At 62.6% G+C, this 19,142-nt stretch carries 17 protein-coding genes; 4 read left to right on the top strand and 13 right to left on the bottom strand.

The genetic code is table 11. The annotated features are described in order from the left end of the window. The first annotated feature begins 23 nt into the window (after positions 1-23). The 3 genes from IAU67_RS02755 (at position 24) to IAU67_RS02745 (ending at position 2,283) form a co-directional block, all read left to right on the top strand. On the top strand, positions 24-659 hold the full coding sequence (locus IAU67_RS02755; protein ID WP_225723580.1) for a type II toxin-antitoxin system PemK/MazF family toxin: 636 nt from the start codon (positions 24-26) through the stop codon (positions 657-659). A 169-nt stretch (positions 660-828) separates the two neighbouring features. Beyond that, entirely contained in the window at positions 829-1,092 is a 264-nt protein-coding gene (gene rpsT, locus IAU67_RS02750) for a 30S ribosomal protein S20 (RefSeq protein WP_151842972.1), read from the top strand. A gap of 150 nt (positions 1,093-1,242) precedes the next feature. Then, entirely contained in the window at positions 1,243-2,283 is a 1,041-nt protein-coding gene (locus IAU67_RS02745; protein ID WP_151842971.1) for an ADP-ribosylglycohydrolase family protein, read from the top strand. Between the two features lie 7 nt (positions 2,284-2,290). On the opposite strand, the gene holA is transcribed toward IAU67_RS02745, so the two are convergent. From holA to nadD, 7 genes are all read right to left on the bottom strand, one after another. Further along, entirely contained in the window at positions 2,291-3,289 is a 999-nt protein-coding gene (holA, locus tag IAU67_RS02740) for a DNA polymerase III subunit delta (protein WP_151842970.1), read from the bottom strand. Positions 3,290-3,297: 8 nt separating this feature from the next. Continuing rightward, positions 3,298-5,337, bottom strand: coding sequence for a ComEC/Rec2 family competence protein (locus tag IAU67_RS02735; RefSeq protein WP_151842969.1), 2,040 nt, complete (start codon positions 5,335-5,337; stop codon positions 3,298-3,300). Next, positions 5,330-6,211, bottom strand: a complete 882-nt coding sequence (locus tag IAU67_RS02730) for a helix-hairpin-helix domain-containing protein (RefSeq protein WP_151842968.1) — start codon at positions 6,209-6,211, stop codon at positions 5,330-5,332. The genes IAU67_RS02735 and IAU67_RS02730 overlap by 8 nt, the downstream gene beginning before the upstream one ends. A gap of 105 nt (positions 6,212-6,316) precedes the next feature. After that, on the bottom strand, positions 6,317-7,396 hold the full coding sequence (locus IAU67_RS02725) for a DegV family protein (protein WP_151842967.1): 1,080 nt from the start codon (positions 7,394-7,396) through the stop codon (positions 6,317-6,319). Beyond that, entirely contained in the window at positions 7,393-8,166 is a 774-nt protein-coding gene (locus tag IAU67_RS02720; protein ID WP_151842966.1) for a histidine phosphatase family protein, read from the bottom strand. The genes IAU67_RS02725 and IAU67_RS02720 overlap by 4 nt, the downstream gene beginning before the upstream one ends. 5 nt (positions 8,167-8,171) lie before the next feature. Continuing rightward, on the bottom strand, positions 8,172-8,645 hold the full coding sequence (rsfS, locus tag IAU67_RS02715) for a ribosome silencing factor (protein WP_151842965.1): 474 nt from the start codon (positions 8,643-8,645) through the stop codon (positions 8,172-8,174). 83 nt (positions 8,646-8,728) lie between these two features. After that, positions 8,729-9,358 carry a nicotinate-nucleotide adenylyltransferase gene (gene nadD / locus IAU67_RS02710; protein WP_151842964.1) on the bottom strand — a complete coding sequence of 210 codons (630 nt, stop codon included), beginning with the start codon at positions 9,356-9,358 and terminating at the stop codon, positions 8,729-8,731. A 166-nt stretch (positions 9,359-9,524) separates the two neighbouring features. Between nadD and IAU67_RS02705 the strand changes: the two genes are divergently transcribed. Continuing rightward, on the top strand, positions 9,525-10,454 hold the full coding sequence (locus IAU67_RS02705) for a YwiC-like family protein (protein WP_151842963.1): 930 nt from the start codon (positions 9,525-9,527) through the stop codon (positions 10,452-10,454). Positions 10,455-10,481: 27 nt separating this feature from the next. Here IAU67_RS02705 and IAU67_RS02700 read toward each other — a convergent pair whose 3' ends face one another. The 6 genes from IAU67_RS02700 to IAU67_RS02675 form a co-directional block, all read right to left on the bottom strand. Next, on the bottom strand, positions 10,482-11,771 hold the full coding sequence (locus IAU67_RS02700; RefSeq protein WP_151842962.1) for a glutamate-5-semialdehyde dehydrogenase: 1,290 nt from the start codon (positions 11,769-11,771) through the stop codon (positions 10,482-10,484). A 30-nt stretch (positions 11,772-11,801) separates the two neighbouring features. After that, on the bottom strand, positions 11,802-12,932 hold the full coding sequence (gene proB / locus IAU67_RS02695) for a glutamate 5-kinase (RefSeq protein ID WP_370452039.1): 1,131 nt from the start codon (positions 12,930-12,932) through the stop codon (positions 11,802-11,804). Positions 12,933-13,130: 198 nt separating this feature from the next. Beyond that, positions 13,131-14,648, bottom strand: coding sequence for a GTPase ObgE (gene obgE / locus IAU67_RS02690; protein WP_151842960.1), 1,518 nt, complete (start codon positions 14,646-14,648; stop codon positions 13,131-13,133). Positions 14,649-14,818: 170 nt separating this feature from the next. Then, complete coding sequence (rpmA, locus tag IAU67_RS02685; RefSeq protein ID WP_151842959.1) at positions 14,819-15,085, bottom strand: 50S ribosomal protein L27; 267 nt, start codon at positions 15,083-15,085, stop codon at positions 14,819-14,821. 41 nt (positions 15,086-15,126) lie between these two features. Beyond that, positions 15,127-15,429: a 50S ribosomal protein L21 gene (gene rplU, locus IAU67_RS02680; RefSeq protein ID WP_151842958.1), complete on the bottom strand. Its 303-nt coding sequence runs from the start codon at positions 15,427-15,429 to the stop codon at positions 15,127-15,129. A gap of 239 nt (positions 15,430-15,668) precedes the next feature. Beyond that, the gene (locus tag IAU67_RS02675; protein WP_187767949.1) at positions 15,669-18,863 is read right to left on the bottom strand and encodes an Rne/Rng family ribonuclease; all 3,195 of its coding nucleotides are present in this window, start codon (positions 18,861-18,863) and stop codon (positions 15,669-15,671) included. Between the last annotated feature and the right edge of the window lie 279 nt (positions 18,864-19,142).

Here is a 19,142-nt window from a genome sequence, read left to right as displayed (position 1 = left end):
CAATGGGAGTAATGTTTAGGGCTATGCACGATCCCATGGATGAGCCACAACATCCACACCACACGGACGGACACTTCGAGTCCACCACGCATGCCACGCCAGGTTCCGAGGAAGACAAACGCTCCCCGGGTGGCGTGAAGAACTGGCTGGCGTGCTTCGTCAACAAGCACTTCCGTCACCGTTCCAAACTCGACGAAGGATTGCAGGGCCTCGAGGCACAGCTCGGGCTGTCCAAGGAGCCGCTGGCGCACCTCCAGCACCTTGACGTCACACTGAAGCGCCCCACGCGAGAGCTCGCGCGGACCATCATCTACGCGCCCGATATGGACGGCCAGGCCGAGCCGGGTGAGGTGGTGTGGGCCAACCTTCGTTTCGATAAGGTCTCCGCTCACGAACAGCGGGCGGTGCTGCTTATCGGCCGCAACAACCACACGTTGCTGGGGCTGCTGATCTCCTCTCATTCCCAGCACGCCAACGAGCACAACTGGCTGCCCATCGGCAGCGGACCGTGGAACGACTCCACCCCAGAGAGCTGGATCCGCGTGGACAAAACGCTTCTGATTCCAGAAACTTTTATTCTTCGACGGGGCACGCGCATGCCAGAGCGCCGCTTTGAGCGCATCGCGGCGCGCCTCAGGGAAGATTATGGCTGGAAGTAGGATGCTGCTAAAGTGTCTAAAGTTCACACTTCAACGCTCTGTACGTGGGAGTCTGAAGCCGCATCCTGCAGGACCTTGGGCAGGGTGTTAGAGACCGCTTCACACGCAATCCCGTGAGCCGCGAAACCCCACGTGAATCTTTGTTTCAACTGAAAGAGGTAAGCCACCCATGGCAAACATCAAGCAGCAGAAGAAGCGCGTTCTCACCAACGAGATCGCTCGTCAGCGTAACCAGGCCATCCGTTCCCGCCTGCGCACCGAAACCCGCAAGTTCAACGAGGCCGTTGAGTCTGGCGATAAGGCCGCTGCAGAAGCTCAGCTCCGTGTTGCATCCCGTCTGTACGACAAGGCTGTGACCAAGGGCACCATTCACCGCAACAACGCGGCGAACAAGAAGTCCGGTATGGCTCAGCGCTTCAACAAGATGGCCTAAGCTGGAGCCACACGCTCAGCATTTTCGCTATGCTTGGATACCCGCACCTATAGATTCCTCTTGTGGTGCGGGTTTTCTCTATTCCACGAACACAGTACACACTCGATCACAACGCACTCATCACCACTTTTTCAGGAGAGTTAGTTTCCCATGAAGGCTCGTTTCCGCTCCGCCCTGTTCGGTACCGCGTTGGGCGATGCGTGGGGATACCCCTACCAACTGCCTCCCCAGCCCGAATCCACCCCACTGCCAGAAAAACTCATCATCAGCGATGACACGCAGATGACCTTGGCTCTGGCCGCCGCGATGCGCACAATCGACGAAGACAAGCTCGAGCGCCAAGCGGGTATGGAAACCATCGGCACGCACTTCGTGGCCTACCACCGCGACCCGGACTACGACCGCTTCCCCGGCGCATCCAACACCGAGTCCCTGGAGCGCCTGGAAGAAGTCGGCATCGATCACTGGTGGGATGCCGCCACCCACTCCGGCGGTTCCGGAGCAGTGATGCGCGTGGCAGCCAGCGCACTGCTGGCCCCTGTGAATGAAGGCGTGGGCTGGTCCGTATTGCAGGCCATGCTGACCCACGACTCCGGCGTATCGCGCGCCTCAGCTGCGGTGGCCGCCGCTGCCCTGCTCACCGAATCCGATTGTGACCTGCTGGAAACGGCGTCCGGCCTTGCTGGTGATGCCTTCTTCGACGCCGACGAGCTGCTCACCTCCGAGGAAAAGTCCGACATTCTGAAGGACCTGAACGAGGCACTCATCCGTGACCTCACGGGCCCCGACGTGCCACTCATCGAGTTGGTTGAGCGCGCCAAGGAATGCCGCAAATACCTCACACCGTTCCTGGAGAAGGGCGACTTCGAGGAGCTTTACCGTTCCAGCCGGAAGTTCACGCAGATCCTCGGCCGAGGATGGGACGCCGGTTCGTGCACCGTCACGTCCCTGCTGCTGTCCCAGTTGTATCTGGATCACCGCGATCAGTACGCACCGCACGACTTCCTGCATGTGGCGGTGAACTGGTCCGGTAACCGCAATACGCGCGGCTCCCTGACGGGCGCGATGCTCGGGGCACACCTCGACGGTGGCGTGGACACGTGGGAAGAAACCCGCTCGTACGCCTTCGAGAACCGTTATGACGAGGCCATTCACGCTGGTGTGTGGCGCGGATTCGGTTCCAAGTTCTAGTCCCTGCTCAGCGCGTCCCGCCGCGCTGAGCCACCAGACGGGCAAGCGTGATCACACCGTGTTCCAGCGCATAGTCCGCGCTGGCGCTCCCGCCCTTCACACCGGCATCCAACTCGGCGAGGATCTGCACCGCGCGGGCCACCATGGCCGGGGTCCAGTGGCGCGCCGTTTTGATGGTGCGGTCGAGTTGCCAGGGGGCCATCCCAAACCGTGACGCGTCCCGGCGCGAGTCAATCCGTCCTGCCCCCACCACCTTGGCGATACCGCTGACGTTCCGGTTTAATGCTGCGGAGATCATCACGGGGCTTTCCCCCAGTTGAAGCGCACGCCGCGTCAGAGACGCTGCTGCGGCCACATTGCCCACCACGGCGTAATCGGCAATGTCGAAGCCCGTGACCTCTGCCTTGCCTGTGTAGTAGCGCTTCACCGCTGCCGTATCGATGGATCCATTGGTATCCGCCACGAGCTGACTGACAGCGCTCGCCAGCTCGCGAAGGTCACTTCCCACCACCTCCAGCAACAGTTGGACCACATCGGGTGAGACCCGCGTGCCATGCCTGCGGAACTCCTGATCCACAAAAGCCTGCTTCTCCCGGGGCCGCAGCTCCGCGGCCTCGTGCATCTGTGCGCCCATCCCCGCCCAGGTCTGCACCATCTTCTTGTTCCGGCCGGTGCCCTTGTGGATGATGATCAGCACCATCCCCGGTACCGGCTGCTCCATCGCTGCGGTGATGAACCCCAAGGGTTCTTTACCGCAATCCTCCACGCCATGAATCACGATGATCCTGCTGTCGGAGAACAGCGAGGGGCTCAGCAATTCCGCGAGTACACCGGGATCCACCTCATTGGCCTTGAATGTTTCCACCGGGATATGGGGATCCTGTTCATAGGAACGAGTGGCGTCGACGATCTCCTGCCGGCGTCGTTCTGCCAAGAATTCGTCAGCACCCGCAATGACATGAATGGGTACCGGGGGCTGAGCGGCCGAGCGCGATGGTGAAGGCATGGTGTCCATCATTCCACAAGGCGCACGCCATCTCGGCACGGGTAGATCACGGGGATGCCCTGAGGGTTGAGCGTGGGACGGCCGTAGCTCTTACCGCAGGTGCGATCGATAATGACGTCCGCCGCAGGTGGTTGCACCCGGAGTGTCTGCGTGTCGTCGTGGGTTTCGACCACACGCAGTCCGCGCACATCCACTCGCTCTGGCACGGACCACTGTTCTGGGGTGTCCGTGGGGATCACCAGAGTGACACTTCCCCAGCGGAGTACTCCCGCGCTCACCACCAGCACCATCCCCAGCGCCCACGGCGACCACCAGGAGCGTCTGTACCTGATGAGTGCCATGATGACTGCGATCCCTGCCAGCATGCACAGCATAGACACGGTTCCCGCTGGAGCTTCCACATGTGGGCAGCGCGCAAGGCTCCGCCCCACCCCTTGGATCCACCAACCACCGGGAACGGCAGCAAGCCCCGCGACGAGCACCAGCCCATGCAGCAGCGCACCCACGACAGGCACCGCTGCCACGCTGACCCACAATGCTCCCAACAGCGCGAGAAGCAGACCGCACACGGTCACGATCGGCACAGCCCAGCTTACAAGGACATTAGCGGGAATAGCGACCACGGACATGCGACCGGTCATGTGCATAATAACCGGAGCGGTGACCACGTCCGCAGCGGCCGAGACCATCACCATGCGCACCAGCATCGCGTGCCACAGCGGTGGACGCTTATGAAAGCGGCGTTCCATATAGCGCCACCAGCGCCACAGCACAGCTCGGGACCACCAGGGACCCAGGATCACGATGCCGACCGTCGCCACCATGGAAAGCACGAAGCCGTAGTTCACAGACAGCCCTGGGTCCCACCACAGCAACCCCAAGACCGCCCAGCATGCGGTCGCCACGATGTCGCGCCACAAGGCAGTGGCCACCGCCACCAAGCCGATGCTTCCCATCACGGCTGCGCGTAACACGCTGGGCTCAGGACCCACCAGCAACACGAAGCCGGCGAGCGCCAATGCGGCCGCCGCCAGGCGCGTCCATCTGCCAGCGCCGCACATGCTCGCCACCATCATGGCCGTGGCCATGACGATGGCGCAGTTCGCGCCGCTGACCGCGCTCAGGTGGCTTAAGCCCGTCGCCACAAAGTCGTCGCGTAGCTCCTGCGGTTGCATAGTGGTATCACCCACCACCATGCCGGGCACCACATCTCCTGTCTCTCCCGGCATGGCGTCGGAGGCCGCCACCAGCCCGGAGCGAAGCCAGTGCGTCACCGCCCACACCCCGCGGGGATCCTCCACCGAGTTGATGGAGCGCGTGGCCCGTAGTGTCACGGGGATCATGCCTGCATGCGTCTGTGAACGTGCCTCTGCCGCCTGGCCCGCCGCTTGGCTCGCCTGTTGCACCCGAAAAGCCACATCGATCCTCTGTCCGGGCCGCAGGTCCTGCGCAGCCCCACCCGGCCCGTGTGCGTGCACCGCAGACAAGAACAGCGGTACCGTCCCCAACCCCTCAATTCGGACGGGAACCATCACGCCTGTGCTCGTCAGTGGCTTCGGCATCCCGGCCACGGCCACGATCCCCGTATGCGTGTGCTGGTACGTGTTCGGGTGCGCGTGCGACACCGATTCCCGCACCAGCGGGTGCCGTTCGATCACATGCATGCGCGCGGCACAACTGGCAGACAGGGCTCCGGCCACGAAGGCCGCGGCACCCAGCATCACCAGACTCGCCTGAATCCGCTCCTTCCGGCGCACCGCCTGTGCACCGCGCGGTGAGCTCCGTCGCAGGTAGGCGAAGGCACCGAGGGACAGGACCACCACACACATACACACCCCGGCGATCCACATCACGCGCTCCACCACCGTGAGCGCCACCGCGGCCCAGCTCGCCACGGCCACGGGCAGCAGGCGCAGGTCCCTCCCTCTGCGGGAGGCGATGGCTTCCGGGGAGAATGGGTCGCGCTCCGCGGCCTGCTGCGGCGTCATCGCAACTGTGGCGATGGGTACTCCCAGCAGTCCTGTGCGCCGGATCCAGTGTTTAACCAATGCTCACGGACCCCTTGATCGCATCGAATTTGGCGGGCCCAATCCCCTTGACTTCCAGGAGTTGTTCCACGGATGCGAAGCGGCCGTTGGCTTCTCGCCAGGCGATGATGGCCCGGGCCGTGGAAGGGCCCACACCTTGTAGGGTTTGAAGCTGCGCCTCGGTGGCTGTGTTTAAGTTAATCGTGCCGCCTGGCCCTACTCCCACACCACCGTCCGCAGTACCAGACCCAGCCGCCGGCGCCACTTCCCCAGGCGCGCGCACCAGGCTATCCACCACCGTCGAACCGTGATCATCGACCACGATCTGCATCCCATCGCTAATCCTGGCGGCCAGGTTAATCGCCACGATGTTCGCCCCCGGCACGGTTCCCCCAGCTGCATCGATGGCTTCCCCCACCCGCGTGCTGGGATCCAGACGCAGCAGGCCAGGATGCGCCACCATCCCTTGAATACTCACCACCGCTGGCCCCGCGGCCCTCTCCGCGGTCGCGGTCGTGTCCGTTTTATCCGACGCCCCCACTGCCGCCGAATCTTGCCCTGCCGTGGAGTTCCGCGCATCAGCGCTCACCGTGGCACTACTGGCAGTGCCACCAGCCGTGTCCTGTCTCGCCGGGGCAAGCTGTCCCCACTGAGACACTCCCCCTGCCTCTGGCTCAGATGGCTCCCCGCCCATGACTTTAAGTCCCAGCAGGATCCCCACAGCCACCGTGGCCACTGCCACCACAACAATCAGGGCCTTCGCCGACCGAGGGTGAAGGGCCGTTCGAGTTTCTACATCAACAGTCTGAACGTCATGCTCCGCCATCGGCTGAACGAATGACTCGATTCTTTCCTGGATGGCGCGCAGCGTAGCGGATGAAGGTTGTGCTCCCATACCTCAGGACGATGCCATACAGTGGTGTGCCGTGGCGTCGGTCATTATGAGGATCCCTCCAGGAAAGCCCTGGACCCTGTGGATAACTCACGGGGTGTGGAAAACTCAGAGCTCGCCGACCGCCTCAGGCTGCATCACCACACTGGGAGTGCGTTCATCCAGCACCAGCGCAATCGCCACCGCGCCGGGGCCCGTGTGCGTACTCAGCACTGGCGGAATAGTCACCACATCCACCACAACCTCAAGCTGACTGTTAGCCTGGGTCATCTCCTCCACCATCGCATCGATCCGCTCCTTAAGCTCCACAGCCACCTCCGTGGCCTCTTCGGTGTGGATCGCAATCCGCGCGCTGCGGGGCGCATCCAACAGATTCAGGGCCTCCAGGCGCGCCGCGGCGGTCCTTTCCTTCAGCGCCTCCGCGGGATTCCAGGCGGTGTCTGGGTTTTCCTGGTCGGCGTCGGACTTCTTCGGGTTCACGATGTCCAGCATCGCCTTTGTCTTCGTGCGGTGGCGCGCCTTGACCTCGTCATGGTGCTCGTCCTTGGCTTTCGCCGTGGCGGCACGCAACGCCTCCAGCGCGCCGGGCAGGATCTTTTCCTGCAGCAGATCGATAATTCTGTCCAGCGCCTTGGACTGCGTACGGGCCTTGGACGCCACGGATAACTTGCCCTCCTCCAGCTGAAACACCGGTCGGGTGGCCAGCGTGGTGGTCAGCAAGGATTGGCCTGTGGACAGCCGGCCACCCTTGCGCAGAGCCTCCACGCGGGGGACATACAGCCACAGGGATGCGTGATCGATGACGTCGCGCGCGGTCTGGGCAACCTCCTCGAGGCTCGCCCCCTCTCGCGCCTTGAGCGCTGCGGCAACGGCCGCATAGCCCAGGACCATGCCAGCGCTCTGCGAATCAATCACCTGCACCTTCTCCTCGAAGATCGCCGCAGCCGTCTCCGCGTTGCTCCACGTGGCCGAAAGCTCCTTCGACAGGTGCAGCGCCACCACGCCATCGTCGCCACCGCGTTCCAACAGACGCGCATACGCCGCGGTGAGCTCTAACTGGCCCAGCCCTGCGGTGGTTGCATCCGCCCCCTCGCCGGACAGGTGCAGGGGAAGGACCGTGATCTCCGCGTCCTCGGCCATGGTGGCCGGCAGGCAGCTGGAGGTATCCGTGACAACGTAGACGGTCATTGAGACTCCCCTTCATCAGGGTTGGATGTGCCCACGCTGCCGTGGGCCAGCTCCGTCATCGACGCGCTGATGTTCCACCCTTCGAGGTGCCAGGCCGGCGAGCTGAACCACTCTGGGTCCGCCGACGGCACGAGGGGTACGGTGGAACCGTCAATGGCCGGTGGGCTGGTCTGCCCGGGAGCACTGGTCAGCTGCGGACGGGCCAGCAGTTGGGACCAGTGCACGTTGCCCAGTCCGGAGAAAATCTGAACATGGCTGAGCGGCAGGCCCAACAACCGTGCGGTGAGCGCGCCGATGGTCCCGCCGTGAGCAACCATCACCACCAGGCCCCCATCGCCGAAGGCCTCGGAGTGCATCACGTCGTTAACCAGGGAGAAGGCGCGTTCAGCGACCTGGACGCGGCTTTCTCCGCCGGGTGGTGCCCACTGGGGGTCGTGGCGCCAATACGCCCGTTGTCCTGGGTAATCCCGGTCGATCTCGGCGTGGCTCGCCCCCTGCCAGCGCCCCAGATCTGTCTCCCGCAGACGTGGGTCGGTCGTCACGGGCGTTCCCCACCCGCTGGCGAGAATCTCCGCCGTCTCCCGTGCCCGGACGAGGTCGCTGGAGATGACTGCGGAGACGTCCCAATCCTTTAATACCTCCGACGCCTGGCGCACCTGCTGACGACCCCGCTCCGACAGTTCGGTGTCCAGCTGGCCCTGCATCCGGCCCGTCGCGTTGTATTCAGTCTGCCCGTGACGGACGAGCACGAGTCGACGCTCACCCTTCATGGTGTCTAGAGCTCGTCCGTGTCCGGGGTGGGACCTGCCAGCGGGAGGTCGTCCACGCTGGTGGCGTCCAGGATGTCGATGGAGGTGTCGTCAGACCACACCTCGGAGCGCTCTACCTGCTCCACGCCCTCAACCTCGATCTGTGGGGCGTCTGCCCACAGGCGGTCCAGGGCATAGAACTCACGTTCCTGCTTGCGCTGGACGTGCACAACAATGGAGCCGTAGTCCAGCAGAACCCAGTGGCCTTCGCCGCGGCCTTCGCGGCGGGTGGGCTTGAAGCCTTCGTCGGACAGCTGATCTTCCACTTCGTCAACGATGGCGTTGACCTGGCGTTCGTTGTCGCCGGAGGCAACAACGAAACAGTCGGTAATGGCGAGGCGCTGGGAGACGTCGATCACCAGGATGTCTTCAGCGAGCTTGTCGGAGGCAGCGCGTGCGGCAATGCCTGCGATGTGGATAGATTCTGCGGTGGCAGTCAAATGGGTCAGCCTTTCGAAACGGCAGGTGTTGTATAAGGAATCTTCACGCACCATGGTAGCGCACGCACCTGCGTGTGATGTATCTAGCGCGTGCTGTACATGCCGTGTTTTGCGATGTACTGGACCACCCCGTCGGGCACGAGGTACCACACGGGCCGCCCCTCGGCGGCGCGTTGGCGTATGTCGGTGGAGCTGATGGCCATCGCGGGGATTTCCACGAGGCGCAGCCGCCCTTCGCGTAGCTCGTGGTGCAGTGGGGTTTCCGGGGCGTCGGGGTCGTTGGGGTCAACGGTCGGCAGTTCGTAGCCCGGCCGGGTCACGCCGATGAAGTTGGCGAGGTCAAACATGTTTTCCCAGTCGCGCCAGGTCACGATCTTATCCAGGGCGTCCGCTCCCGTGATGAAGAACAGTTCCGCGTCCGGGTGGATGGCTCGGATGTCCCGGAGGGTGTCAATGGTGAAGGTGTCCCCCTCGCGGTCGATGTCCACGCGCGAGGTTTCAAAGCGGGGGTTGCTGGCCGTGGCGATGACGGTCATGAGGTAGCGGTCTTCGGCCGGGGAGACGCGAAGGCTCTTCTTCTGCCACGGCTGCCCAGTGGGCACGTAGTAGACGAGGTCCAGGTCGAAGAGGTCTGCTACTTCACTTCCTGCAACAAGGTGCCCGTTGTGGATGGGGTCGAATGTTCCGCCCATGATCCCGATTCGACTGCGCATCGCACCTTCCTAAACATGCCTTTTATATGCTACTTTAAGTGGGTCTGACATAATCACACTCACTTGTCCGCCCGTGGCTTCTCGCGCCACCCGCGTCATAAGAAGTAACTGTATCTGATTCCCAGGCCTCACACCTGGGAACAGATCATCCAGGAGCATGTTGCACATGAGACCCTCAGCCACCGCTCGCACCTCAACGAACACTTCCACGGACGCACACCGTCGGCGTCGACCCGCGAAACGCTCCGCACGTCGTGGCATCAACCCGTGGGTCCCCAATCAGCACGGCGCCTGGGCCATGCTCATCGTGCCCATCCTCGTCGGCTTCATTACCGGCATCACTACCAGCCCTGACCTCGGCAATCCGGTCCGCTGGCTCCTCTGGATCGCCATCATGACCGCGTGGGTTCTCGGCTACTTCACCTTCTTCGCCTTCGGTCTGTGGTTCAAAACCTCCTCGCCCGCGCGCAAGCAAACCTACGCCACTCCCCTCGTGACCTACGGCGCCATCACTGCCGTGGCAGCGCTCAGCGCACTCGTCATCATGCCGAGCCTGCTCTGGTGGGCTATCGCCTTCCTACCCCTGGTCACGGTCGCCCTGGTGGAAATCTATCGCCGTCGGCCGAGAAGCGTGGCGTCGGGTATTTCCACGACCCTGGCGAGTTCCCTGCTCTATCCCGTCATGGTCAGTGCGGGCGGTAGCGTCCCCCTCCCCCAATTTTTTTCCGACGCCCAGCCCGACATCTGGACAGCCACCGCCATGATCGCCCTGTATTTCACCGGCACGATCTTCTATGTGAAATCCATCATCCGCGAGAAGGGAAACGCCCGATTCTATCGCGTATCCATGGGCTATCACTGGCTCGCGCTGGCGTTAGCGCTGGTCATGAGCGCGTATTCGCTCACGCGAACGGGCTACCAGTGGATGCCGGCGCTGGGGCTGATCGTGATGACGCTGTCTCTGGCACGCGCGATCACGGTTCCCCCGCAGGCCGCGGCTAACCCAAAAAAATGGACCCCAAAGTTCGCAGGAATGAAGGAAATGCCCTATGTTCTCCTGCTCACTCTGGGGTGTGGACTCACTCTCGTGGCCTAGCGCTGAGTGAGCCCGAGCGGGCGCGCGTTATGGGCGTACCTGGCCGTTACCGCTGACAACCCACTTCGTGGAGGTCAGCTCCGGCAAGCCCATCGGTCCACGAGCGTGGAGCTTCTGAGTGGAAATACCGATCTCTGCTCCAAAGCCGAACATCTCGCCATCCGTCCACGCGGTGGAGGTGTTGATGGAGATAGCGGCCGCGTCCACAAAAGTCTCGAAGTAGCGCGTGACCTCGTAGCTTTGCGCGGAGATTCCCTCAGTGTGCTTCGTGGAGAACGTGCGGATGTGCTTCACGGCATCCTCCACACCGTCCACGATCGCCACCGCAATGTCGAAGCTCAGGTACTCATCGGCCCAGTCGGACTCCTCGGCCTGCACCACGTTGTCAGCCAGGGAATCCAGCTGGTCCTTCTCGCCGTGCAGGGTCACACCCGCGTCCTGGAGGGCAGCAAGAACGCGCTTCTTGTCCTCGTCCGGCAGGGCAGCATCCAGCAACAGGGTCTCCGTGGCGTTGCAGACAGAGCAGCGTCGGGTCTTACCGTTGATCACCAGCTCGATGGCCTCATCCACCTTGGCCGAGGCGTCGATGTAGAAGTGGCACTTACCGGTTCCGGTCTCGATGGTAGGAACGGTGGCACCCGTCACCACGGCGTTGATCAGGCCTGCACCTCCGCGTGGGATCACCAGATCCACCAGGCCGCGGGCGGTGATCAGATCCTGCACCGAGTCGTGCGTCTCGCACGGCAGCAGCTGCACAATCTCGCGCGGGTAACCCTGGGACTCGGCCACGTTCTGGAGGATCTCCACCAACTTCTCGTTCGTGTGGCGCGCGGACTTCGAACCACGCAGCAGCGGAACATTGCCGGACTTAATGGCAAGGCCGAAGGCGTCCACGGTCACGTTCGGGCGAGCCTCGTAGACCATGCCCATCACACCCAGCGGCACGCGCACCTGCTTGAGCTGCAGGCCATTCGGGCGGGTGGATCCGCGAACGATCTCACCCACGGGATCAGCCAGGCCCACCACCTGGCGCAGACCTCCGGCGATGCCCTGGATGCGAGCCTCGTCCAATGCCAGGCGGTCAATGAGGGACTCGGCGAAACCGCGCTCGCGGCCAGCGGCGATGTCCTTCTCGTTAGCTTCGAGAACCTCAGCGGAGTGAGATTCCAGAGCGTCCGCGGCAGCAGTAAGAAGCTCGTTCTTCTGCACCGTCGATAGCAGAACCGTTTGGCTTACCTCTTGAGCCTTCTCGGCCTTGGCCAACACCTCCGCACGTTCAGCTTCACGTTCAGGGGACAGATTCTGTGTATCAGTCATAATTCAACAGTCTACCGAAAAGTAGATGTTCTATCGGAGGACCTGGCGATTGGAGTAGGTGGACATGTAGTCAGCATGGACCGCTGGGCGCTGGGCAAAGTCCGGCAATTCACTGGTGGGCTTACCGATCATGCCGTCCATCATGCTGGCATCATAGGCCGCCTCACCGCGACCCACCAGGGCACCGTCAGGGCCGATTATTTCCACAATCTGACCCTGCTCAAAACTTCCCTCTACCTTGGTGATTCCCACAGGAAGCAGGGACTTGTGATTTTCAGCGATGGCCTTCACCGCGCCGGCGTCCACGTGCAGACGGCCTGCGGTATCCGCCGCATACAGCACCCAGAACTTCCACGCGCTCAGGCGATCCTGGTCGGGCCAGAAACAGGTTCCCACATCAGCACCGTCCAGCGCAGCACCGATGTTTTCCGTGGAGGTCAGCAGCACAGGCACACCCGCTCGAGAGGCCAGGCGTGCCGCGGTCACCTTTGCGGCCATGCCGCCGGTGCCCAGGCGTCCGCCGTCACCTGCCGCAACCCCCTGCAAGTCCTTGGAGGACTTTACTTCTGCGATGAAACGCGCCCCTGGCTCCACGGGGTTGCGGTCATACAGGCCATCCACGTCACTGAGCAGCACCAGCGCATCAGCGAAGGCCAGGTGGGATACCAGGGCCGCCAGGCGATCGTTATCGCCAAAGCGCATTTCGGACGTGGCCACCGTATCGTTCTCATTCACGATAGGCACGGCCTTCAGCTGGCGCAGTCGATCAATGGTGCGCTGTGCATTACGGGCACGGTCACGCTCAGACGCATCGGCCGCGGTGAGCAATACCTGGCCAATGGTGCGGCCATAGCGGGCAAAACTACGCGCCCACTCCTGGGCCAACAGCACCTGCCCCACAGAGGCCGCGGCCTGCTTCGTCGCCAGATCCGTTGGCCTCTGGTTGAGCTGCAGTGGACCCATGCCGCAGGCCACCGCACCAGAGGAGACCACAATCAAATCGGTACCCTTGTCCATGCGCGCCTCAAGGGCGTCGGCAATAGTATCGATACGCGCAGGATTGACCAAGCCATCCGCATCGGTCAAGGACGACGATCCAATCTTCACCACCAAACGGCGCGCGTGGGAGATATCACGGCGAACATCGGAGCTATGCCCCATCGCAGGATCTTCAGGATCCGCCTCAGGCTCCGGGAACTCAATCGTGGTGGCCGGAACCACCGGGCCTGGCTCATGCACCGTACTATCCACATAGGACGGTACGGGATCCGTCAGGTGCGATCGATCCTCACTATTTCCGTTATTCGCAGAAGACATGCACACCATTATGCCAGTGGCACTATACCCTGCGCAGAAAGATTAGCCTTCCCAACGTTGAGTATCGGCCACTTCGTCATCGTCGTAGCGCACCTCATCGATCAGACCACGACGCACCTGGGAGGCACGCTTACGCTCCTGCGCAGAGCTTCGGGTGTTCTGCTCCAGGCGCTGGTCGGTTCCGCGCCCAGAACGCATCAGATCCACACCCGCGGCCGTCTGCGGATCCCACTCGAAGGTAATCTCCCCGATGGTCACCTCGGAGCCCTCCTGGGCACCGGCCTTGTACAGCTCGTTCTCCACCCCGGCCTTGGCCAGGCGATCGGCAAGGTAACCGATCGCTTCGTCGTTCTCGAAGTCCGTCTGGCGCACCCAGCGCTCCACCTTCTCGCCCGTGACCACGAATGCGTCCGGGAACTCCGGGTCCTTGGCCACCTCGAACTCCGCAAAGCGTCCGCCGCGCTTGCCACGAACTCCCTTCGGCGTGATGACCTGTGCGGGTTTCGCAGAGACCATGGGGTGGTTCTTGCGGTGTTCCTTCACGATCTCCAGCAGCGCAAACGTCAGTTCCTTCAAGCCGCGCCGCGCCACCGTGGAGATGCGGAAGATCGGCCAACCGAACTCCTTGAGCTCCTCTTCCTGAAGCTCCACCATCTCTTCGGCCTCGGGAATGTCCAGCTTGTTGAGGATGATCACGCGGGGGCGTTCGCTCAAGTCACCCAGGCCGGAATCGGTGGCCAGTTCGGACTGGTAGCTCGCCAGCTCGTGCTCCAGGGCCTTGATGTCATCCACCGGGTTGCGGTCGGACTCCAGGTTCGCTGCATCCACCACGTGGGCCAGCACGGCGGTGCGCTCAATGTGCCGCAGGAAGTCCAGGCCCAGCCCCTTGCCCTGGGAGGCTCCCGGGATCAGCCCCGGAACGTCGGCAATGGTGAATACCTCGTGGCCCTGATGGACCACGCCCAGGTTCGGGGCGAGCGTGGTAAAAGGGTAATCCGCGATCTTCGGCTTCGCCGCGGACAGCACGGAAATCAGCGAGCTCTTCCCTGCCGACGGGAATCCCACAAGCCCCACGTCCGCCATGGACTTCAGCTCCAGCGTGATGTCCTTGGCCTCGCCGGGCTCCCCCAGCAGGGCGAATCCTGGCGCCTTTCGGGATTTCGACGCCAGCGCGGCATTACCCAGGCCTCCATGCCCACCCTCAGCGACGATCATCCGGGTACCCATGCCCGTCAGATCGGCGAGCACCTCTCCCCGGGAATCCAAGACCACGGTCCCCTCCGGAACCTGGAGCACCAGGTCCTCTCCGCGGGCGCCGTGACGGTGGTCGCCTGCGCCGTTATTACCGCGCTTGGACTTAATGTGCGGGTGGAAGTGAAAATCCAGCAGGGTGTGTACCTGGGGGGACACTTCCAGGATGATGTCGCCGCCGTGTCCTCCGTTGCCGCCGTCTGGGCCACCTAGAGGCACGAACTTCTCGCGGCGGACGGATGCACATCCATGTCCGCCGTCGCCGGCCTGCAGGTGCAGAACGACTCGGTCAACAAACTGAGGTGACATGGTTTTCCTTTCGAGGAGCACGTGAGGAGCACTCTAGGAGGGGTGGACGACACAGCGCTGATGCGCCGTGGCTTGCTGCGGCAGTGGTTATGACAAAACCCGCGGATCCGGTCGCTTCCATACTAATGGTCAGCGTCCGTGTCCGCGGGTTAGGTGTGAACCGTGAGGCTTTAGGCCTCAGCAGCCTCGCTTTCAACGATGTTCACCAGTCGACGGTTACGACGAGTGGAGAACTGAACAGCGCCGGCCTTCAGTGCGAACAGAGTATCGTCTCCGCCGCGGCCAACGTTCTCACCTGGGTGGAAAGAGGTTCCGCGCTGACGGATCAAGATCTCGCCTGCCTTAACCTGCTGACCGCCGAAGCGCTTCACACCGAGACGCTTGGACTCGGAGTCACGACCGTTGTTGGAGCTGGAAGCACCCTTCTTGTGTGCCATGTGTCTCTCCCTCCTTAGGAAGAAAAAGTGTCTCGGTTATCTTACTTGATACCGGTTACCTTCAGGACCGTGAGGGCCTGGCGGTGGCCGAAGCGGCGCTTGTAACCAGTCTTGTTGCGGTAGTGCATGCCGCGGATCTTTGGTCCACGGACGTGCTCTACGATTTCGGCGTTCACGCTTGCGGACGCGAGCTTGTCACCAGTGGTGACGTTAGCGCCATCAACGACGAGAACCGGGGTCAGAGCCACGGACGAACCTGGCTCACCCTCGATCTTCTCGACCTTAACGAGGTCACCTTCGGCAACCTTGTACTGCTTTCCGCCGGTCTTGACGATCGCGTACATGTAGGGCTACCCCTTTTTTTTCTCAAATCGGCTCAGGACGTTCCAGCACTCGGTCGTGAGCTCCTGGCGCGTCCTGACTGGACTAACTTACTTTTCACGGCGTCCATTCCCGGCACGATTGAGATGTATCGGAAGCAACCATGTCCGATCACATGATTGTTCTTCGCGCGTGGAATGAACAGCGACGTGTAAACACTACCTGCTGGGGAGCATAAAACAAAATCCTCCCCAGGCGTGTGTTACTTGCTTCGACGCACTACTCTCCGCACGCGGCGGCGAGTACCCGTCTGGGCCTTTTTCTGAGGCGCTTTCTCCTCTGCGTCAGCTGGTTTTTCAGCGGCCGGCTTCTCCTCAACTGGCTTGTGAGCAGCCTGTTTTTCAGCGGCCGGCTTTTCCGCTGCACGGGAAGACTTGGCCGTGGTGTGCTTGCGCACAACCCTGCGCCGACGACCGCGCGAACCACCAGCTGCCGTGGCCTGCTCGGACTCCTGTTGCGCGGAGCCCTTCTGTTCGGCGTCCTGCTTCTTCTCAGGCGCTGGCACAGGCTCCGCGTCCTCGAAGTCCTCCCGGCGCGGCGCTACATCGGAACGAGAGTTGCCGCGGGTGCGGCGCTGGCGACGAGGAGACTGTTCGAAAATCCTCTTCGCCTCCTCGTACGTGAGCACGGCGTCGGACCCATAATCGGTCTGCGCATCCCTCGCCGCAGCCTCATCGTCACGTCCGTGCCCCTCGACGGCGGATTCCGACGCGGATTCGGCAGGTTCGGCGTGGCTACGGACCACGCGACGAGTTCGACGCCCGCCGCGCCTCGTCCCACGTTTCTTCGCGCCCGACGTTTCCTCATCAGCGGATGCAGACGCGTTCGACTCGGACGGAGCGACGTAGTCAGCACCCGACGGCTCATCCGGGTCATCACGATCAGCGATGGACACTGCGCGCTCCACGATGGAGTGCACGTCATCGTCAGAGGCGTCCCGCCTGCGCGTGTCACGCTGCAGCTCACCCTGCGAGTCCTCGCGTGCCGCGGCCCGCTCCTCGCGCTCCCGCTGCTGACGCTTCGCCTGCTGGCGCTCCTTGCGGTTGCCGTGATCGCGACGGTGACCACGATCCTGATCCGCATCCTCGTCATGATCCACGGGGTCGGCATGGATGATGATGCCGCGGCCCTCACACGCCTCACAGACGGTAGAGAAGGTCTCCAGCAAGCCCGTACCCTGGCGCTTACGGGTGATCTGCACCAGACCCAGGGACGTCACCTCACCCACCTTGTGGTGGGTGCGGTCGCGTCCCAAGTACTCGGTCAAGCGGCGCAGCACCAAGTCCTGGTTTTCCTCCAGGACCATATCGATGAAGTCCACCACGATCATTCCGCCGATATCGCGCAGACGCATCTGGCGAACGATCTCTTCGGCGGCCTCCAGGTTGTTCTGGGTGAGGGTTTCCTCCAGGTCACCGCCACGACCCACGAAGCTACCGGTGTTCACGTCGATCACGGTCATCGCCTCGGTGCGGTCAATGATCAAGTGTCCGCCGGATGGCAGCCACACCTTGCGTGCCAGCGCCTTGGTGAGCTGCTCATCCAAGTGCAGAGCTGCGAAGACATCCTCGCCACCGTGCTGGGCAGGGTTCCACTTCCGCACGCGCTTCTTCAACTCCGGTGCCAAGCGGTGGACATAATCCCGCACAGTCTTCCAGGACTTCTCACCGTCCACCAACAGCTCGCTGAAGTCCTCATTGAAGATGTCACGGACAACCTTGATGAGCATATTCGGCTCTTCGTACAGAGCCACCGGCTGGCCGTTTTTGTTCTCGCGGGCCTTTTTCTCCTCGTGGGTCACGCGCTGCCAGATCTCGTGGAGACGGTTCACATCCTCGGCGATCTGTTCTTCCGTCACGTTTTCCGCGGCGGTGCGGATGATCGCGCCGCCTGGCTCCGGGACGACCTTGCTCAAGATGCTCTTGAGACGACGCCGCTCATCTTCAGGCAGCTTGCGGCTAATGCCGGCGGTGGTGCCGCCCGGGAAGTACACCAGGTAGCGTCCAGCAAAGCTGATACGGCTGGTCAGGCGAGCACCCTTGTGGCCCAACGGATCCTTGATGACCTGAACCAGGATGTGGTCGCCGGGCTGCAGGGCCTGCTCGATCTTGCGGCTCTTGGAGTGCAGGTGATCGAGGTGCCAGTTGAGCTCGCTGGCGTAGAGCACAGCATTTCGCCCGGTGCCGATGTCGATGAAGGCGGCTTCCATGCTGCCCAAAACATTTTGCACTCGGCCGAGGTAGACGTTACCCACCATGGAGTTCTGCGTCTCACTGGTCACAAAGTGTTCCACCAGCATGCCATCTTCCACCACACCGACCTGGGTTGTCAGGCCCTCGCGATCGGTGCGGTGCGAATCCCGAACCACCATCTGACGTTCCACAGACTCACGGCGCGCCAGGAACTCTGAGCGGCTCACCGTGCGCTTCTGTCCTCGGTTCTCCGCCCTCCACTTGCGCTGAGATTCCAGGCGGGTGGAGCGCTTCAGGCGTACTGGCTCGTCCACCACATCGGACTCATCCCGTTCGGCTGGGTGCAGCTGGTCAGACTTCTTGGCCGCAGCCTTTTTCGCTGCGGGCTTTGGCGCCGGCTTCGGTGCCGGTTTCGGTGCCGAAGTTTTTGCCCCTAACGACTTCTTCTCGGTGGTCTTCTTCGTCGCAGACTTCTTCGCAGTCGTCTTCTTCGTAGTGGACTTCTTCGCTGCAGTTTTCTGTGCAGCCTCGCGAGGCTCCTCGTCGGACTCAGCGTCTTCGGCGCTCTCAGCACCCGAGGCACGGGCGGAGCCTACTCGGCGCACTACCCTGCGCACACGCCGCCGCGTAGCACGTGGCGCGCTGTCCTGCTCGCCTTCCTGCTCGCCGTCTCTCTCGGCCTCTCCCCCGTCGCTCTCGTCCTCGCTTTCGGTAGGAACGTCCTCCAACGGAGCGCCCGCGACGGGAGATGATTCCTCCGCAGCCTCCTCTTCCTGAGGTACTTCAGCCTGGGACTCCGCAGGCTTCTCAGCGTCGCGCTGATTCTCCTGGGGCTTCTCCTCGGCTTCCGCCTCCGGCTCCGCTTCAGCCTTTGTCTCTGGCTTAGACTTCGCCTTCGTCCGCGGCTTCGCCTTGGCCTTGGTCTGCTTCTTCGGCTTCGCCTGTGGCTTAGCCTCAGCCTTAACCTCAGCCTTCTCACCATCACCAGCAGCGGCCGCCGCGTCCAACAGTTGGATGATCTGCTCCCGCGTCACTGCGGACATCGGCTTTTTGCCAGCCACCCCCACGGACGCGAACATCTCAGCCAACTCGGCCGAACGCACACCCAACTGTCGCGCAATAGCGTGAACGCGTTCCTTCTCTGCAATGGTGTCTCTATGTAGTTCTGCGGCTGCTGCCGCGAATTCCGGGCTAAAAGTCGCCACGATTCTCCTTGAAAAAGTTCTTTAATGTAGTCACGTCTTGATCCGGCGGCGGCATCGTCGTTGTGCGCCACGCGGCATCTCCCCCATTGTGTCACATTTTGTCTCCCCACCAATGCTTCCCTCACCCCGTGTGCATGATTGCGCCCTCCCACGCAATAAATATACGACGCCCACCTCTCACCCCATCACCTCACACAGTCACCATCACTACCCCATTGTGATGGACCGCTGTGCGAAGTCCCCCGGGTGAGAGGAACGGGCGGCGTCCCTCCCCTAGGC

It is taken from the genome of Corynebacterium zhongnanshanii (assembly GCF_014490575.1).
Lineage (GTDB): Bacteria > Actinomycetota > Actinomycetes > Mycobacteriales > Mycobacteriaceae > Corynebacterium > Corynebacterium zhongnanshanii.
This window is presented reverse-complemented; position numbering and strand designations above follow the sequence as displayed.

Bases quoted from the DNA above. Each gene is read 5' to 3' on its own strand.
- IAU67_RS02755 (WP_225723580.1), top strand. From the start codon at position 24: ATGCACGATCCCATGGATGAGCCACAACATCCACACCACACGGACGGA.
- rpsT (WP_151842972.1), top strand. From the start codon at position 829: ATGGCAAACATCAAGCAGCAGAAGAAGCGCGTTCTCACCAACGAGATC.
- IAU67_RS02745 (WP_151842971.1), top strand. From the start codon at position 1,243: ATGAAGGCTCGTTTCCGCTCCGCCCTGTTCGGTACCGCGTTGGGCGAT.
- holA (WP_151842970.1), bottom strand. From the start codon at position 3,289: ATGCCTTCACCATCGCGCTCGGCCGCTCAGCCCCCGGTACCCATTCAT.
- IAU67_RS02730 (WP_151842968.1), bottom strand. From the start codon at position 6,211: ATGGGAGCACAACCTTCATCCGCTACGCTGCGCGCCATCCAGGAAAGA.
- IAU67_RS02725 (WP_151842967.1), bottom strand. From the start codon at position 7,396: ATGACCGTCTACGTTGTCACGGATACCTCCAGCTGCCTGCCGGCCACC.
- IAU67_RS02720 (WP_151842966.1), bottom strand. From the start codon at position 8,166: ATGAAGGGTGAGCGTCGACTCGTGCTCGTCCGTCACGGGCAGACTGAA.
- nadD (WP_151842964.1), bottom strand. From the start codon at position 9,358: ATGCGCAGTCGAATCGGGATCATGGGCGGAACATTCGACCCCATCCAC.
- IAU67_RS02705 (WP_151842963.1), top strand. From the start codon at position 9,525: ATGAGACCCTCAGCCACCGCTCGCACCTCAACGAACACTTCCACGGAC.
- IAU67_RS02700 (WP_151842962.1), bottom strand. From the start codon at position 11,771: ATGACTGATACACAGAATCTGTCCCCTGAACGTGAAGCTGAACGTGCG.
- proB (WP_370452039.1), bottom strand. From the start codon at position 12,932: ATGGGGCATAGCTCCGATGTTCGCCGTGATATCTCCCACGCGCGCCGT.
- obgE (WP_151842960.1), bottom strand. From the start codon at position 14,648: ATGTCACCTCAGTTTGTTGACCGAGTCGTTCTGCACCTGCAGGCCGGC.
- rpmA (WP_151842959.1), bottom strand. From the start codon at position 15,085: ATGGCACACAAGAAGGGTGCTTCCAGCTCCAACAACGGTCGTGACTCC.
- rplU (WP_151842958.1), bottom strand. From the start codon at position 15,429: ATGTACGCGATCGTCAAGACCGGCGGAAAGCAGTACAAGGTTGCCGAA.